The following is a 16,828-nucleotide window of genomic DNA, read 5'->3' as shown; positions in this document are numbered from 1 at the left end:
GTGAAATTACAATGATAAATCCCACAAAATACCGTATACATTTAAACACTTTTCACATATACGAAAGGCTTATTTTGTAACCAAACGGCGGAAAGCCCGGGAAAGCTTAAATTTTCCTGACAAGCGGAGCGGGATGTGGTAGAATAAAAAGAACGCCGGCCGAGGGGCTAACGGTCCCCTGCCCCGGCTATACTAGAGAGAGAATCCGAAGATCAGGAGGCCTTCCAGCTTTGGCATATGAAAAAATAACCCTGCCCAACGGCGTGCGCATCCTCACAGAGCACGTCCCCGCCGTCCGCTCGGCGGCCCTGGGCATCTATGTGGGCACCGGCAGCCGCCAGGAGAAGGCGGCGGAGAACGGCGCAGCCCACTTTATCGAGCACATGCTCTTCAAGGGCACCGCCCGCCGCACCGCCGCCGACCTGGCCGGAGAGATGGACGCGGTGGGGGGCCAGATCAACGCCTACACCACCAAGGAGTCTACCTGCTTCTACGCCCGGGTGCTGGACACCCACCTGCCCCAGGCGGCAGACATCCTGTGCGACATGTTTTTCTCCTCCAGGTTTGCCCAGGAGGATGTGGAGACCGAGCGGGGCGTGGTGCTGGAGGAGATCGGCATGTACGAGGACAACCCGGAGGACCTGTGCGCCGAGCGGCTGGCCGCCGGGGTGTACCACGGCTCCGCCCTGGCCCGGCCCATCCTGGGCCGGAAGGCCACCCTGGAGAAGATGACCGGTCCCTGGCTGAAGGCGTACATGACCTCCCACTACCTGGCCGGGGACATCGTGGTGGCCCTGGCGGGCAGCTTTACCCAGCGGGATGTGGACGACCTGACGGCCCGCTTCTCCGCCATGCCTGCCGGCGGGCTGCCCCAGCCCAAAGCGGCGGTATACACCCCCTGCGTCACCGTGAAGAAAAAAGCCATCGAGCAGAACCATCTGACCCTGGCCTTCCCCGGCCTGTCCTACGGGGACAGCCGCCGGTTTGCCCTCCAGCTCCTGTCCTCCATCCTGGGCAGCGGCATGTCCTCCCGGCTGTGGCAGCAGGTGCGGGAGCAGCGGGGGCTGTGCTACTCCATCTACTCCTACGGCGCGGGCCACGCCGACACCGGCCTCTACGCCGTCTACACCGCCCTGGGCCGGGAGACCGAGGAGGCGGCCATCCGCACCATTGTGGGCGCGGTGAAGGACTTCCGGGACGGGGGCGTCACCCAGGAGGAGCTGGACCGGGCCAGGGAGCAGTCCAAGGCCAACGTGCTCATGGGCCTGGAGTCCACCCAGGCCCGCATGGCCCACCTGGGCCGCAGCGAGCTGATGATGGGGGAGGTGCTCACCCCCGACCAGATCATCGCCGCCTACGACGCCGTCACTGCCGCCGACGTGCGTGCCCTGGCGGAGGAGATGTTCGACTTCTCCAGGGTATCCCTGTCCGCGGTGGGCCGGGTGCGCACCGAAGAGGAGTACCGGGCGCTGCTGAACTGAACACAGTACAAACGGGGACGGCGTTCAGCCGTCCCCATTTTCTCCTTTTTTCACCTCGGACCGGCCGGAGGCGGCGGAAAACCGCCCGCAGGCCGGGGTGTCCGCGTCCTTGTCCCGCAGGCGGGGCGCGGCGCAGTGGCCCCGGTCCAGCGGCACGAACCGCCGTCCGCCCTGGCACACATAGTGCCGCCGAAAATGACGGCACTGGGCGCAGGTCTTGGCTTCGTTTTTTTGAGACATATGTATCACCTCTGCACTTAATATATACCATTAATGCACTATATGCAACCCACTTGAGAAAAGAAAATGGACATGATATAGTCACTATATAAAGCAAAATAGTGTCTATATAGTGTGTAGGAGGATATCAAGTGGCGGAAAGTGTGCTTGTAAACCGGACACGGTTTGTATCTTCGCTGAAAAATGAGCTTGTGCCTCAATTAAATAAACTCTCTGAAGAGACAAGAGTGCCCAAATCCCGGCTTTTGGACGAGGCCATTGAGGATTTGTTGAAGAAGTACGAGAAAAAGAACGGCTGACCAAGGTCAGTCGTTCTTTTTTGGCTTCCCCCCAGGGGGAAGCTGTCGAGCGTCAGCGAGACGGATGAGGGGGACTGCGGCACGCTCCGGAGGCGCTCCCCTCATCCGTCATTTGCTTCGCAAATGCCACCTTCCCCCCTCGTCCTCGCAAGCTTTATATCCCTCGTCCCGTCGCAAGCGGCAGGCCTCGCTCACTCCGCTGCTCGTCCTCTCCCCTCGCCGTCGCAAGTTCCGCATCCCTCGGCCTGCCGCAAGCGGCAGGCCTCACTCGCTCCACTGCTCCGGCTCTCCCCACGAAAGGCATTCCGCCTTCCGCGGGGCCCCCGTTTTCCCTCCGCTGGGCTCGTGTGGGGCCCCCGAAAAGCAGCCATCTCACTTGCCTCGGGCAGAGACTGAAACACGGCGCAGAGACTGCGTGCGGCATTGAGAACGCTCCTTGAATTGCAGCAGCTTTCAAGTCTGGGCGGGTAACTCTGCTCGGGCCATGCAGTAACGACACGGGACGGCCGAACCGGCATAGTAGCTACTCTCAAATTTGGCGGGTCATTGGACACCGCCGCCGCCGGACGTACTCCGAAAGGGGGCCGGGGAAACGGGGGCGTTTGGCCCTGAAAGGGCCCTCCGCCCCTGTGTCCCCGGCGGCTTTTGGGTACTTTTCGCCGGAGAAAAGTACCTCCCCGAAGGGAGACCTCTAAAGGTTTGGAACAGTCCGAAAGATTTCCCCTCATCCGTCTGGCCTGCGGCCAGCCACCTTCCCCCACGGGGGAAGGCTTGAAAAAAACAAGGCCGGCGGAGAAATCCGCCGGCCTTGTCATCGTCTATGAAACAGATTTACTTCTTTTTCTTGCTGTAGGGCGTATCCGCCAGGGGCAGGCTGGTGCGGAACTTGCCGTCGTAGTTGTAGTAGGCCAGCTGGACGGCGGGCGCGGTGGGGATGGAGCAGATCTCGCCGATGCCCTTGGCGCCGCAGGCCAGCTCGGAGTGGTTCTTCTCCACAATAATGGCCTTCACGTCGGGGGTCTGGTTGGCCCGGAACAGGCCCAGGGAGGCGTACACCGCCGTGGGGCGTCCGTCCTTCAGGGGGAAGTCCTCGGTGAGGGCGTAGCCCAGGCTCATGACCACGCCGCCCTCGATCTGGCCCTCCACGCTCACCGGGTTCACCGCCCGGCCCACGTCGTGGGCGGCAATGACCCGCTTGATCTTTCCGTCGTCGTCCAGCTCCACCAGATGGGTGGCGTAGCCGTAGGCGATGTGGCTGATGGGGTTGGGACGGGGGGAGCCCAGCTTGTCGGTGATGCCGGTGTACTCCTGGTGGAAGTCCACGCCCTCCACGGCGGACAGGTCCCGGCCCTCCAGGGCCCACTTCAGCTCGGTGGCCGCCCGGCGGGTGGCCTCGCCGGTGAACAGGGTCTGGCGGGAGGCGGTGGTGTTGCCCGAGTTGGGGGCGATGGAGGTGTCGGGCGTATCCCAGGTGACCTGGTCGGGCCGCAGGCCGGTGACCTCGCAGACGATCTGGCAGGTGATGGTGCCGATGCCCTGGCCGATGCAGGCGGCGGAGGTGCGGACGTGGACCACGCCCTTCTCCACATGGAGGGTCACCCGGCCGGTGTCCGGGATGCCCACGCCCAGGCCCGCGTTCTTCATGGCGCAGGCGATGCCCGCCTTGGGGTTGGCCTCGTAGTAGGGCCGCACGGCGTTGAGTGTCTCCACCAGAGCGGTGCCCTCGTCGGCGATCTGGCCGTTGGGCAGCACCTGGCCGGGCCGGATGGCGTTGCGGTAGCGGATCTCAAAGGGGGTGATGCCCACCATTTCGGCCAGCTTGTTCAGGTTGCACTCGGCGGCAAAGCAGCTCTGGGTCACGCCGAAGCCCCGGAAGGCGCCGCAGGGCGGGTTGTTGGTATAGTAGGCCTTGCCGTCGATGATGATGTCCTGGTAGTTGTAGGGGCCGGCGGCGTGGGTGCAGGCCCGCTGGAGCACCGGGCCGCCCAGAGAGGCGAAGGCGCCCGAATCGGTGCGCAGGATGGCAATCATGGCGGTGAGGCGGCCCTTCTCGTCGCAGCCGGTGGTGACCTCCATCTCAAAGCCGTGGCGCTTGGGGTGGCAGAGCATGGACTCCTTGCGGGTCATGGCCACCTTTACGGGCCGCTGGGTCAGGTAGGCCAGCACGGCGGCGTGGTGCTGGACGGACATGTCCTCCTTGCCGCCAAAGCCGCCGCCCACGCACTTGGCCACCACCCGGACCAGCTCCTGGGGCAGGCCGGTGGCGTCGGCGCACTCCCGGCGGGTCTGGTAGATGCCCTGGTCGCCGGAGTAGACCACCACGCCCTGGCCCTGGGGGGCGGCCACGGCGGTCTCGGTCTCCAGGAAGGCGTGCTCGGTGGGGGGCGTGTGGTACTTGGTAGTGACCACATACTTGCTGGCCTTCAGCTTGGCCTCGGCGTCGCCCCGGACCAGATGCTCGTGGGCGAAGCAGTTGCCCCCCTCCTGAAGCTGGGGGGCGTCGGGCGCCATGGCCTCCTCCAGGGTGAGGACGGGCCTGAGCACCTCGTAGTCGATCTTCACCAGGGCCTTGGCCTGGTTCAGGGCCTCGGTGGTCTCAGCGGCGATGAGCACGATGGGGTCGCCGCAGAAGTGGACCTCGCCGCCGATGGGCACCAGCACCCACTGGTCCCGCTTCAGGTGGCCCACCTTCAGCTGGCCGGGCAGGTCGGCGGCGGTGACGATCTTCACCACCCCGGGCACCTCCAGGGCCTCGCTGATGTCAATCCCCTTGATGATGGCACGGGGGTAGTCGGACCGGACCGCGCCGCCGAAGAGCATGCCCTCCATGCGGATGTCGTCGGCGTACTCGGCGGTGCCGATGGCCTTGGCGGGGGCGTCCACCCGGGGCAGGTTCTCGCCGATTTTGCCGGTAAAGGTCTCGTGGGGGGCCTCGCTGCCCTCCCGGAACATCTTGGCCGCCAGCAGCACCGCGTCCTCGATCTTCTTGTAGCCGGTGCAGCGGCAGATATTGTTGCGCAGCGCGAACTTGACCTCGTCCCGGGTGGGGTTGGGGTTGGCGTCGATCAGACCCTTGGCGCTGATGACCATACCCGGAGTGCAGAAGCCGCACTGCACCGCGCCGCAGTGGGTGAAGGCGTAGGCATATACATCTTTCTCACGGTCGGTGAGGCCCTCGCAGGTGATGACCCGCTTGCCCTCCATTTTGGAGGTCTTCTGGACACAGGCCTTGGTGGCCTTGCCGTCAATGAGAATCATGCAGGTGCCGCACGCGCCTTCGGAGCATCCGTTCTTGACTGAGGTGAGCCCAAGCTCTTCCCGCAGGAAGGTGAGCAGGCGCTCGTCCCGCTCTGTGGAAACGGTTTTCCCGTTGACGATGAAGGTATACATGGCAAAAAGCCTCCTTACTCTAATTGGGTCTTTCCCCAGGTCCCTTTGCCTCTTTTTATATAGCTTAACACCAAATCAAAAAGGTATCAACCGAAATGCATATGGCAAAATCGCCAAATATCTAAAAATATTTTTGGCATTACAAAAATTTTTTAGCAAACCCCTTGACTTGTGGCCCGGGCATGATATGATAGGGCCATAAAGGTTTTAATCTGTCTGCATTCAACAGATTTTATTCGGAGGCGAGGCATATGAAAGACCCCATCCGCTGGACACTCAACCACATGCCCAAGAGCGATGACAAGGAGCTGTCCATCATGGCTCTGGACAACGTGGCCAAGGCCCGTTCTTTCCACAGCAGCTTCCCCCAGTACTCCATCACCCCCCTGGCCAAGCTGGACGGCATGGCCAAATACCTGGGTCTTGGCGGCGTGTACGTCAAGGACGAGAGCTACCGCTTCGGGCTCAACGCCTTCAAGGTGCTGGGCGGCTCCTTCGCCATGGCGCGGTACATCGCCAAGGAGATGGGCCGGGACGTGTCCGACATGACCTACGACTATCTCACCAGCGAAGCCTTCCGCAAGGAGTTCGGACAGGCCACCTTCTTCACCGCCACCGACGGCAACCACGGCCGGGGCGTGGCCTGGGCGGCCAACAAGCTGGGCCAGAAGGCCGTGGTCCATATGCCCAAGGGCTCCAGCCAGTCCCGGTATGACAACATCGCCAAGGAGGGAGCCAAGGTCACCATCGAGGACGTCAACTACGACGACTGCGTCCGCATGGCCGCCGCCGAGGCCGAGCAGACCGAGCACGGCGTCATCGTCCAGGATACCGCCTGGGAGGGCTACGAGGAGATCCCCTCCTGGATCATGCAGGGCTACGGCACCATGGCCAGCGAGGCCGCCGAGCAGCTGCGCCAGTGCGAGGTGAACCGCCCCACCCACGTGTTCGTCCAGGCCGGCGTGGGCTCCCTGGCCGGCGCCGTGGTGGGCTACTTCACCAACCTGTTCCCCAACAACCCGCCCAAATTCGTGGTCATGGAGGCCGCTGCCGCTGCCTGCCTGTATAAGGGCGCTGTGGCCGGGGACGGCAAGCCCCGCATCGTCACCGGCGACCTCCAGACCATTATGGCCGGTCTGGCCTGCGGCGAGCCCAACACCCTGTCCTGGGACATCCTGCGCAACCACGTCACCGCCTTTGTCTCCTGCCCCGACTGGGTGAGCGCCAAGGGCATGCGGATGCTGGGCGTGCCCGTGAAGGGCGACCCGGTGGTCATCTCCGGCGAGTCGGGCGCCGTGGGCATGGGCGTGCTGGACGCCATCATGTCCGACGACACCTACAAGGACCTGCGGGAGGCCCTGGAGCTGGACCGCTTCAGCCAGGTGCTCATGTTCTCCACCGAGGGCAACACCGACCCGCTGAAGTTCCGCCGCGTCATTTGGGACGGCGAGTACCCCACCACCGATTCTCCCCAGCGCGCATACTGAGAAGAGAAACCGTTTGTGATGGAACATACTGAAATGGAGGACGAATACCATGGATTTTGAGCAGATCAAGAAGGTTTCCGAGGGCTACCGTGCCGACATGAGCCGTTTCCTGCGGGAGATGATCTCCTACCCCAGCGAGAGCTGCGAGGAGAAGGAGGTCGTGGCCTGCATCAAGCGGGAGATGGAGAAGCTGGGCTACGACGCGGTGGAAGTGGACGGCCTGGGCAACGTCATCGGCTGGATGGGCGAGGGCGACAAGATCATCGCCATTGACTCCCACATCGACACCGTGGGCATCGGCAACATCAACAACTGGACCGCCGACCCCTACAAGGGCTGGGAGGACGACGCCATCATCTTCGGCCGCGGCGGCTCCGACCAGGAGGGCGGCATGGCCTCCGCCGTGTACGGCGCTAAGATCATGAAGGAGCTGGGCCTGATCCCCGCCGGCTACAAGATCATGGTGGTGGGCTCCGTCCAGGAAGAGGACTGCGACGGTATGTGCTGGCAGTACATCGTCAACAAGTTCTTCCCCGCCAAGGGCATCAAGAAGGAGCAGGTGGAGTTCGTCATCTCCACCGAGCCCACCGACGGCGGCATCTACCGCGGCCACCGCGGCCGCATGGAGATCCGCGTGGACGTGAAGGGCGTCTCCTGCCACGGCTCCGCCCCCGAGCGGGGCGACAACGCCATCTACAAGATGGCCGACATCCTCCAGGACGTCCGCGCCCTCAACGAGAACGACGACGCCGACGACAAGGCCGTCAAGGGCCTGGTGAAGATGCTCAACCCCAAGTACAACCCCGAGCACTACGAGGACGCCCGTTTCCTGGGCCGCGGCACCTGCACCACCAGCCAGATCTTCTACACCTCCCCCAGCCGCTGCGCTGTGGCTGACTCCTGCTCCATTTCCATCGACCGCCGCATGACCGCCGGCGAGACCTGGGACTCCTGCCTCCAGGAGATCCGGGACCTGCCCAGCGTGAAGAAGTACGGCGACGACGTGAAGGTGTCCATGTACATGTACGACCGTCCCTCCTGGACCGGCGAGGTGTACGAGACCGAGGCCTACTTCCCCACCTGGATCAACAAGGAGAGCGCCGCCCACGTCCAGGCCCTGGTGGATGCCCACCACGCCCTGTTCGGCGACAAGCGCCTGGGCCATGCCGACGCCGACCCCGCCCGCGACGCCATGCACCTGCGTGACGGCCGTCCCCTGACCGACAAGTGGACCTTCTCCACCAACGGCGTGGCCATCCAGGGCCGGTACGGCATCCCCTGCGTGGGTTTCGGCCCCGGCGCCGAGAGCCAGGCCCACGCCCCCAACGAGATCACCTGGAAGGACGACCTGGTCCGCTGCGCCGCCCTGTACGCCGCCGTGCCCGGCCTGTACAAGGAGGAGAACAAGACCGGCGACGTGTCCCAGTTCCGCGCCGGCAAGACCAATAACGATATTAAGTAAGAAGCGCTGAGTCGTTATGCGCCGCCCGGATGGACCGGAGCGAGGGCGAGCGGAGGGCCGCAGGGCGGCCCGCAGACCAGCCCGAGACGAAGGGAAGCCGGGCGCAGCGCATAGGCGAAGCGTGACAGATAAGAAGCGCTGAACACCCGGGAGCAGGCGCACAGCGAACCGCGAAGACCGAAAAACAGGTCAGCGAAGCCGACGGCATTTTCGGCGGAGCGGTGAGCAGTGTGCCGTCGCGGAGGGTGTGAGGCATGACAAGAAGCGCTGAGCCCCTCATCCGCCCCCTCCGGGGGCACCTTCCCCCCAGGGGGAAGGCTCAGGAAGACAACAACAATAAAATTGAAATAAGAAGGAGAAATATCATATGGACGCCAAACTGCAGGCCTATATCGACAAGCTGAACAAGCTCAACTTCAAGGAGATGTACGAGAACGACTTCTTCCTGACCTGGGAGAAGACCGACGACGAGCTGGAGGCCGTGTTCACCGTGGCCGACGCCCTGCGCTACATGCGTGAGAACAACATCTCCACCAAGATCTTCGAGTCCGGCCTGGGCATCTCCCTGTTCCGGGACAACTCCACCCGTACCCGCTTCTCCTTCGCCAGCGCCTGCAACCTGCTGGGCCTGGAGGTCCAGGACCTGGACGAGGGCAAGAGCCAGATCGCCCACGGTGAGACCGTCCGTGAGACCGCCAACATGATCTCCTTCATGGCCGACGTCATCGGCATCCGGGACGACATGTACATCGGCAAGGGCAACAAGTACATGCACGAGGTGGTGGACGCGGTCACCGCCGGCCACAAGGACGGCGTGCTGGAGCAGAAGCCCACCCTGGTCAACCTGCAGTGCGACATCGACCACCCCACCCAGTGCATGGCCGATATGCTCCACATCATCCACACCTTCGGCGGCGTGGAGAACCTGAAGGGCAAGAAGGTGGCCATGACCTGGGCCTACTCCCCCAGCTACGGCAAGCCCCTCTCCGTGCCCCAGGGCGTCATCGGCCTGATGACCCGCTTCGGCATGGATGTGGTCCTGGCCCACCCCGAGGGCTACGAGGTCATGCCCGAGGTGGAGGAGGTCGCCAAGAAGAACGCCGAGAAGTCCGGCGGCACCTTCACCAAGACCAACTCCATGGCTGAGGCCTTCAAGGATGCCGACATCGTCTATCCCAAGAGCTGGGCTCCCTTCGCCGCCATGGAGGAGCGCACCGACCTGTATGCCAAGGGAGACACCGACGGCATCAAGGCCCTGGAGAAGCGCCTGCTGGCCCAGAACGCCGAGCACAAGGACTGGTGCTGCACCGAGGAGCTGATGAAGACCACCAAGGACGGCAAGGCCCTGTACCTGCACTGCCTGCCCGCCGACATCAACGGCGTCTCCTGCGTGGACGGCGAGGTGGAGGCCACCGTGTTCGACCGCTACCGCGATCCCCTGTACAAGGAGGCCTCCTTCAAGCCCTACATCATCGCCGCCATGATCTTCCTGGCCAAGTGCAAGGACCCCCAGGCCGTGCTGAAGGCCCTGGAGGAGCGCGGTGCCAAGCGTCAGTTCAGCCTGTAATTCCGGCCATGTAATTCGGGGCGGGGAGTCACCCTCTCCCCCGCCCTGGCCCAGCCCCCGGCCCGTCCGCAGATACGGCACTCGGTATGTGCGGCCGGGCCGGGGTTTTCTTTCACAGGAGGTAATATTTTATGGATAAAAAACGTATTGTTATCGCCCTGGGCGGCAACGCCCTGGGCAACAATCTGCCCGAGCAGATGATCGCCGTCAAGCAGACCTCCAAGGCCATCGCCGACCTCATCGAGGAGGGACACGAGGTGGTCATCGCCCACGGCAACGGCCCCCAGGTGGGCATGATCCAGGCCGCCATGACCGAGCTGACCCGCTCCAATCCCGAGAAGTACATCCCCTGCCCCCTGTCCGTGTGCGTGGCCATGAGCCAGGGCTACATCGGCTACGACCTGCAGAACGCCCTCCGGGAGGAGCTGCTGGACCGGGGCATCCGCAAGGGCGTGGCCACCGTGCTCACCCAGGTGGAGGTGGACCCCGCCGACCCCGCCTTCGCCCACCCCACCAAGCCCATCGGCTCCTTCATGACCAAGGAGGAGGCCGACAAGATGGTGGCCGAGCGTGGCTACGACGTAATTGAGGACGCGGGCCGGGGATACCGCCGTGTGGTGGCCTCCCCCAAGCCCCAGGGCATTGTGGAGATCGACACCATCCAGGCCCTGGTGGAGTCCGACCACGTGGTGGTGGCCTGCGGCGGCGGCGGCATCCCCGTGTTCACCACCGAGGGGCACCACCTGAAGGGCGCCGCCGCGGTCATCGACAAGGACTTCGCCTCCTGCGTCCTGGCCCAGCAGCTGGACGCCGACTGTCTCATCATCCTCACCGCCGTGGAGAAGGTGGCCATCAACTTCGGCAAGCCCGACCAGAAGTGGCTGGACTCCCTCACCCCCGACGAGGCCCTCAAGTACATGGAGGAGGGCCACTTCGCCCCCGGCTCCATGCTGCCCAAGGTCCAGGCGGCGGTCCAGTTCGCCGAGTCCAAGGAGGGCCGCACCGCCCTCATCACTCTGCTGGAGAAGGCCAAGGACGGCATCGCCGGCCGCACCGGCACCCGCATCCAGGCCTGAGCAGGTCCTTCCGGTACATAAACGCCCCCGCTGTCCGCGGACAGCGGGGGCGCTTTTTGCAGGCCATAAAAAAGAGGAGGCGCGTCCGGACGGACGCGCCTCCTCTGACAGGCGGATACAGCCGCTTACAGCTTCTCGGTGAAGCTCATGCAGCCGGTGGGGCAGTTTTCCACACAGGTGCCGCAGCCGGTGCACTTCATGGGGTTGACCTGGGCCAGGCAGTGGTCCATGGTGATGGCGCCCTCGGGGCACACCTTGCTGCACTTGGTGCAGCCGATGCAGCCGGCCTTGCACACGTCCATGACAGCCTTGCCCCGGTTGTAGTTGGAGCAGCGGTCGAAGACCTTCTGCTTCTTGGGGAAGATGCCGATGACGTGGTTGGGGCAGGTCTTCTCGCACAGGCCGCAGCCGATGCAGGCGTCACGGTCCACCACGGCCACGCCCTTCTCGATGCGGATGGCCTGCTGGGGGCAGACGGAGACGCAGTCGCCGTTGCCCAGGCAGCCGAAGGCGCAGGCGCCGGCGCCGCCGAAGAGCAGCTTGGCGGCGGCGCAGCTGTGGACGCCCTCATAGTTCATGCGGGCCTGGGTCTTCTCGCAGGTGCCGCCGCAGCAGACCACGGCCACCCGCTCCTCCACGGAGCCGGCCTCAACGCCCAGCACGCCGGCCACCTGGGCGGCGCAGCCGGCGCCGCCGGGGACGCACAGGTTGGTGCGCTTCTCCTCGCCGGAGGCCAGGGCCTTGGCGTAGCCGTCGCAGCCGGCGTAGCCGCAGGCACCGCAGTTGGCGCCGGGCAGGCACTCACGGATGGCGGGGAATATGGGGTCCTCCTTCACCGCCATGACGGTGGACGCGATGACCAGCATGACGGAGCAGATGATCGCGATGATCACGACCAGAATAACTGCAAACAGAATCGGATTCATGCCGTCACCCCCTTAATTTCCAAACAGCGTCTCCACGACGCCGGCGAAGCCGTTGAAGGAGGCGGCCACGATGGCGGCGGAGACCAGGGTGATGGGCAGGCCCTTGAAGGAGTCGGGGGCGTTGCAGCTCTCGGTGCGCATGCGGACGCCGGCGAAGATGACCATGGCCAGGAAGAAGCCCAGGCCGGAACCGAAGGAGTTGGCCATGGACTGGGCGAAGTTGTAGCCCTCGGTGATGTTCAGCACGGTGACGCCCAGCACGGCGCAGTTGGTGGTGATCAGGGGCAGGTAGATGCCCAGGGACTTATACAGGGCGGGAATGTACCGCTTCAGGATGATCTCCACCAGCTGCACCAGGGCGGCGATGACCAGGATGAACACGATGGTCTGGAGATAATCCATGTTGTTGGGGGTGAGCAGATAGGTCTGGATGGGCCAGGTGACGGCAGTGGCCAGCAGCATGACGAAGATAACGGCAATGGACATACCGGTGGCCTGGTCCAGCTTTTTGGACACGCCCAGGAAGGGGCAGATGCCCAGGAAGCGCTGCAGCACGTAGTTGTTGACGAACACAGCGCTCATGATGATAAAGAGGAGGTTTCCCCAATCCAGTTCCATTCCTTAGGCCTCCTTTCCGATCTTACCGCACAGGGCGGCGTTGGGGCAGTTACCGCAGCCGGTGGCGGCGTGCTTCACTTTCCCGTGGGTGATCCTGGCCACCAGGGCGATGAGGCAGCCGAACACAAAGAAGCCGCCGGGCGTCTGAGTCAGGATAGGAATATTGTAGCTGGAGAAGAAGGGCACGGAGATGCCGGCGAAGGTACCGGCGCCCAGCACCTCACGGATGGTGGACATGACCAGCAGGGTCAGGGTGAAGCCGATGCCCATGCCGATGCCGTCCAGGGCGGACTCGCCCACGGAGTGCTTGCTGGCGAACATCTCAGCGCGGCCCAGGATGATGCAGTTGACCACGATCAGGGGCAGGTACACGCCCAGGGCGTTGTACAGGTCCTGGAAGTAGGCCTGCACCAGCATCTGCACCACGGACACGAAGCCGGCGATGACCACGATGTAGCAGGGGATACGGACGGAATCGGGGATGATCTTCCGCAGCAGGGAGATCAGAATGTTGGAGCAGATGAGAACGATGGCGGCCGCGATGCCCATGCCGATGGCGGTGGACACCGAGGTGGTGGTGGCCAGGGTGGGGCAGGTGCCCAGCACCAGGACCAGAACGGGGTTCTCCTTGATAATGCCGTTGGTCAGAATGGAGAGCTTGGAAGGTGCGTTATTCGCTTTCATCTCAGCCCGCCTCCTTTACAGTCTGGAGATTGGCGATGGCCTCATTGACCGCGTCCTTCACGGCGGTGGAGGAGACGGTGGCGCCGGAGATGCTGTCCACCTCGTCAGCGCTGGTCACGCCTGCAAACTGGCTGGTGAAGTCCTCCTCGCCGGCCAGAGTGCCCAGGCCGGGGGTCTCCTGGGAGCAGTCAGCCACAATACCCAGGATGGTGTCGTCGGCGCCGAAGAGCACGGCGACCTTGATCTCGGACATCATGCCCTGCTTGGCAGCGTACACAACGGTGCCCGCGTCGGACACCTTGCCGCCCTCCACATCGGTGAAGGCGGCGCCGGGATAGTACTCAGCCAGCACGTCGTCGGTCAGGTTGGCGGGAGCCGCAGAGGTCTCAGAGGCGGTATCGCCGCCGGTGGTGTTCTCAGCGCCGCCGGAAGTGGTGCCGCCGGTCACAGGCTCGGCGCTCTTCACGGTCTGGAGATTGGCAATGGCAATGTCCACAGCGCCCTTGATGGCGTCGGAGGTGATGGTGGCGCCGGAGACGCCGTCCACCTCATCGCCGCTGGTCACGCCGATGAAGCTGTCCATGAAATCGCCCTCGCCCAGAGGCTGGCCGTAGTCGGGCGTCTCGGAGGAGGTGTCGGCGATGGCGCCGATGATGCTGTCGTTGGCGTCGAAGAACACGGCCACATCCACAGGGCCGCCCATGCCGTTCTCAGAGGCGTACACAACAGTGCCCGCGTCGGACACCTTGCCGCCGACCACGTCGGTGAAGGTGGCGCCGGGGTAATACTCGGCCAGCACGTCGTCGGTCAGATTGGCGGGGGCCTCGTACACAGTGGCCTCCACGGTGCCGCCGGTGGACACCACATAGGCGTCGAACGCGGCCTGGATGGCGGAGATCATGCCGTTGGAGGACACGGTGGCGCCGCTGGTGGCCTGGATGCCGGAGGTATCGGTCATGCCGGGCAGCTGCTGCTGGAAGGCGGAGCCGTCCTCCACGACCTTGGAGCCGATGCCCTGGGTCTCGGAGTTGCTCAGGACCTTAGTGCCGGTGATGGCGCCGTTGGCGTCCAGACCGACCATGACGGAGATGTCGCCGCCGAAGCCCTTGCCGGTGGTGGTGAACACGTAGCCGGCGCCGTTGCCGGCGACCTTGGCGGCGGTGACGCCCTCGGGCAGCTCCACGCCGGTGATGTCGGTGAAGTCGCTGCCGTCAGGCAGGACCACCTTCAGGGCGGCGTCGGCAGCAGCGGCCTGCTGGGCGGCGATAACGGGAGCGGTGAGCTGGTTGGTGACAGCCAGCGCCGCGGTGATGACAAGGCCGATGCAGGTCAGCACCACAATGGGGGCCAGGAGCTTCCAGACCTTGTTCTCCTCCTTGTTTGCCTTCTGGATCATGCCTTTTCACCTCCAAACGCCTTGTGCTTGGTCAGCTTGTCAATGTGGGGCGTGAGAATGTTCATCAGCAGGATGGCATAGCTGACGCCCTCGGGGGTAGCGCCCCAGAGGCGGATCATCATGGTCAGCAGGCCGCAGCCCACGCCGTAGATCAGCTTGCCCACATTGGTCATGGGGGAGGTGGTGTAGTCGGTGGCCATGAAGATGGCGCCCAGGAGCAGGCCGCCGCCCAGGAGCTGGATGGACAGGTCCTGCTGGGCGATCAGGGAGAGGACGGCCACGGTGGCGATATAGGCCACGGGGATGTGCCAGGTGATGACCTTCCGCACCAGCAGGTAGATGCCGCCGATGATGAGGGCCAGGGCGCAGGTCTCGCCCAGGGAGCCGGCGTGGTTGCCCAGGAACATGGTGGCCAGGCCGGGATTGGTGGCGCCGGTGGCCAGGGGGGTGGCGGTGGACACGCCGTCAATGCTGAAGGTGGTCATGGCGCCGTTGAAGCCGCAGATGAGCAGCACCACGCGGGCGGTGATGGCGGGGTTGGCGAAGTTCTGGCCGATGCCGCCGAAGAGCTGCTTGACCACCACGATGGCGATGACGCTGCCCAGGGCGGCGATCCACAGGGGGATGTCGTAGGGCAGGCAGAAGGAGAGCAGCACGCCGGTGACGGCGGCGGACAGGTCGCTGATGGTGACGGGCCGCTTGACGGCCTTCTCAAAGATGAACTCGGACAGCACCGCGGCCACAACACACACGACGGTGACCAGCAGGGCCTGAATGCCGAAAATCACAATGGACGCAATGAACGCAGGAGCAAGAGCGATGAGCACGTCCCGCATGATGGACTGGGTGTCGTCCTTGGCCCAGATATGGGGCGCGGGGGTTACGGAGAGCAGCTTCACGACTTGCTCACCTCCTTCTTGGGCTGGCTGGCCAGGAACCGCTTGGCCAGCTTGTTGTTGGTGACCAGGTCACGGCGGGCGGGGCACACATAGGCGCAGCAGCCGCACTCGATGCACAGGTCGGCGCGGATGCTCCGCAGCCACTCCACATCCCGCTGCTCGTAGGCCTTGGAGATCTCAAAGGCCATCAGGTTCATGGGGCAGTGGTCCACGCACCGGCCGCAGCGGATGCAGGCGGTGGTGGCGGGCTTGGAGGCCTCCTTGGCGTTGAGGGCCACGAAGCCGTTGTTGTTCCACAGCAGGGGGAAGTCCATGTCGGGCAGGGCGATGCCCATCATGGGGCCGCCGGCGAAGATCTTGGCCGGGTCCTCCTTGAAGCCGCCCACAGCGGCGAACAGGTCGCCCACAGGGGTGCCGATGGGGGCGGTCACCACGCCAGGGGTCTTGACGGCGGAGCCGTCCACAGACACGGTCTTGCTCACCAGAGGCATACCGGTGCGCAGGTACCGGGCGATGAAGGCGGCGGTGTTCACGTTGAGCACGATGCAGCCGGCGTCCTTAGGCAGCTTGCCGCCGGGCACGGTGCGGCCGGTGGTCTCGTAGATGAGCATCTTCTCAGCGCCCACGGGGTAGAACTCCCGCAGCTGCTTGACCTCCACGCCGTCCATGCCCTTGAAGGCCTCGGCCAGGCCCTGGGGAGGATGCTTCACGCCCACGATGGCCTTCTCGATGCCCAGCAGCTTCTTGACGATGCGCACGCCCTCGGCCATGTCGGCGGCGTAGTCCCGCATGGTGATGTAGTCCACCGTGCAGTAGGGCTCGCACTCGCTGCCGTTGATGATGAGCCGGTCTACGGTGGCGTTGAGCTTCACCCAGGTGGGGAAGCCGGCGCCGCCCAGGCCCACCAGACCGCTCTTGCGGACGGCGGCCAGCAGCTCCTCCATGTTGGTGACAGTGGGGACCTCGATGCCGTCCCAGACGGTCTGCTGGCCGTCAGAGGCGATGACGATGCAGTCCACAACGCTGCCGTTGGGCATGCGGAGGGAGTCGATGCCCTCCACAGTACCGGACACACTGGCGTACATGGGCACGCCAATGCCCTGTCCCTGGGTGGCGATCGGCTGGCCCACGGCCACCGTGTCGCCCTTCTTCACCAGAATGGTACTGGTGTTGGCGCCCAGAAGCGACAGGGGTATCCGGACCCGCGCGGGCACCGTCATCTGCACGGGGGTGCAGGAGGCGGTGTTTTTATGACCCGCCAGGCGGATTCCTTTTCCCATTCCCATAGTTCTTGACCACTCCT

14 protein-coding genes are annotated in these 16,828 nt (G+C 64.3%); 6 read left to right on the top strand and 8 right to left on the bottom strand.

The window, feature by feature from the left end; translation table 11 throughout:
* Positions 1–230: 230 nt before the first annotated feature.
* Positions 231–1,481, top strand: coding sequence for a pitrilysin family protein (locus tag Q0K23_RS03600; RefSeq protein ID WP_294517957.1), 1,251 nt, complete (start codon positions 231–233; stop codon positions 1,479–1,481).
* 24 nt (positions 1,482–1,505) lie between these two features.
* Here the strand turns inward: Q0K23_RS03600 and Q0K23_RS03595 are convergent, their stop codons facing one another.
* Positions 1,506–1,721 (bottom strand): hypothetical protein, encoded by a 216-nt coding sequence (locus Q0K23_RS03595; protein WP_294517955.1) that lies wholly within the window; start codon positions 1,719–1,721, stop codon positions 1,506–1,508.
* A 131-nt stretch (positions 1,722–1,852) separates the two neighbouring features.
* Between Q0K23_RS03595 and Q0K23_RS03590 the strand changes: the two genes are divergently transcribed.
* On the top strand, positions 1,853–2,020 hold the full coding sequence (locus Q0K23_RS03590; protein WP_294517952.1) for a ribbon-helix-helix domain-containing protein: 168 nt from the start codon (positions 1,853–1,855) through the stop codon (positions 2,018–2,020).
* 831 nt (positions 2,021–2,851) lie between these two features.
* On the opposite strand, the gene xdh is transcribed toward Q0K23_RS03590, so the two are convergent.
* The gene (xdh, locus tag Q0K23_RS03585) at positions 2,852–5,410 is read right to left on the bottom strand and encodes a selenium-dependent xanthine dehydrogenase (protein ID WP_294517950.1); all 2,559 of its coding nucleotides are present in this window, start codon (positions 5,408–5,410) and stop codon (positions 2,852–2,854) included.
* A 251-nt stretch (positions 5,411–5,661) separates the two neighbouring features.
* Between xdh and dpaL the strand changes: the two genes are divergently transcribed.
* From dpaL to arcC, 4 genes are all read left to right on the top strand, one after another.
* Positions 5,662–6,897 carry a diaminopropionate ammonia-lyase gene (gene dpaL / locus Q0K23_RS03580; protein ID WP_294517948.1) on the top strand — a complete coding sequence of 412 codons (1,236 nt, stop codon included), beginning with the start codon at positions 5,662–5,664 and terminating at the stop codon, positions 6,895–6,897.
* Between the two features lie 49 nt (positions 6,898–6,946).
* Positions 6,947–8,359 carry a YgeY family selenium metabolism-linked hydrolase gene (locus tag Q0K23_RS03575; RefSeq protein ID WP_294517946.1) on the top strand — a complete coding sequence of 471 codons (1,413 nt, stop codon included), beginning with the start codon at positions 6,947–6,949 and terminating at the stop codon, positions 8,357–8,359.
* A 367-nt stretch (positions 8,360–8,726) separates the two neighbouring features.
* Positions 8,727–9,926 (top strand): knotted carbamoyltransferase YgeW, encoded by a 1,200-nt coding sequence (gene ygeW, locus Q0K23_RS03570; protein WP_294517944.1) that lies wholly within the window; start codon positions 8,727–8,729, stop codon positions 9,924–9,926.
* Positions 9,927–10,057: 131 nt separating this feature from the next.
* Positions 10,058–11,002: a carbamate kinase gene (arcC, locus tag Q0K23_RS03565; protein WP_294517942.1), complete on the top strand. Its 945-nt coding sequence runs from the start codon at positions 10,058–10,060 to the stop codon at positions 11,000–11,002.
* Positions 11,003–11,127: 125 nt separating this feature from the next.
* Here the strand turns inward: arcC and Q0K23_RS03560 are convergent, their stop codons facing one another.
* Genes Q0K23_RS03560 through Q0K23_RS03535 form a run of 6 tightly spaced genes read right to left on the bottom strand, consistent with a single transcriptional unit; the run spans position 11,128 to position 16,811 of the window.
* Positions 11,128–11,928 carry an RnfABCDGE type electron transport complex subunit B gene (locus Q0K23_RS03560; protein WP_294517940.1) on the bottom strand — a complete coding sequence of 267 codons (801 nt, stop codon included), beginning with the start codon at positions 11,926–11,928 and terminating at the stop codon, positions 11,128–11,130.
* A 12-nt stretch (positions 11,929–11,940) separates the two neighbouring features.
* On the bottom strand, positions 11,941–12,546 hold the full coding sequence (locus tag Q0K23_RS03555; RefSeq protein ID WP_294517938.1) for an electron transport complex protein RnfA: 606 nt from the start codon (positions 12,544–12,546) through the stop codon (positions 11,941–11,943).
* A 3-nt stretch (positions 12,547–12,549) separates the two neighbouring features.
* Positions 12,550–13,230 (bottom strand): electron transport complex subunit RsxE, encoded by a 681-nt coding sequence (gene rsxE, locus Q0K23_RS03550; RefSeq protein ID WP_294517935.1) that lies wholly within the window; start codon positions 13,228–13,230, stop codon positions 12,550–12,552.
* A gap of 1 nt (position 13,231) precedes the next feature.
* Positions 13,232–14,626 (bottom strand): FMN-binding protein, encoded by a 1,395-nt coding sequence (locus Q0K23_RS03545; RefSeq protein WP_294517932.1) that lies wholly within the window; start codon positions 14,624–14,626, stop codon positions 13,232–13,234.
* A complete protein-coding gene (locus Q0K23_RS03540) occupies positions 14,623–15,525 on the bottom strand; it encodes an RnfABCDGE type electron transport complex subunit D (protein ID WP_294517929.1) in 903 nt (300 codons plus the stop codon). The genes Q0K23_RS03545 and Q0K23_RS03540 overlap by 4 nt, the downstream gene beginning before the upstream one ends.
* A complete protein-coding gene (locus Q0K23_RS03535) occupies positions 15,522–16,811 on the bottom strand; it encodes an RnfABCDGE type electron transport complex subunit C (RefSeq protein WP_294517927.1) in 1,290 nt (429 codons plus the stop codon). The genes Q0K23_RS03540 and Q0K23_RS03535 overlap by 4 nt, the downstream gene beginning before the upstream one ends.
* Positions 16,812–16,828: the final 17 nt, after the last annotated feature.

The organism is uncultured Pseudoflavonifractor sp. (assembly GCF_944387275.1).
GTDB classification, from domain to species: domain Bacteria; phylum Bacillota; class Clostridia; order Oscillospirales; family Oscillospiraceae; genus Pseudoflavonifractor; species Pseudoflavonifractor intestinihominis.
The sequence above is the reverse complement of the archived record's forward strand: the minus strand, read 5'-3'. Positions and strand labels throughout refer to the sequence as shown.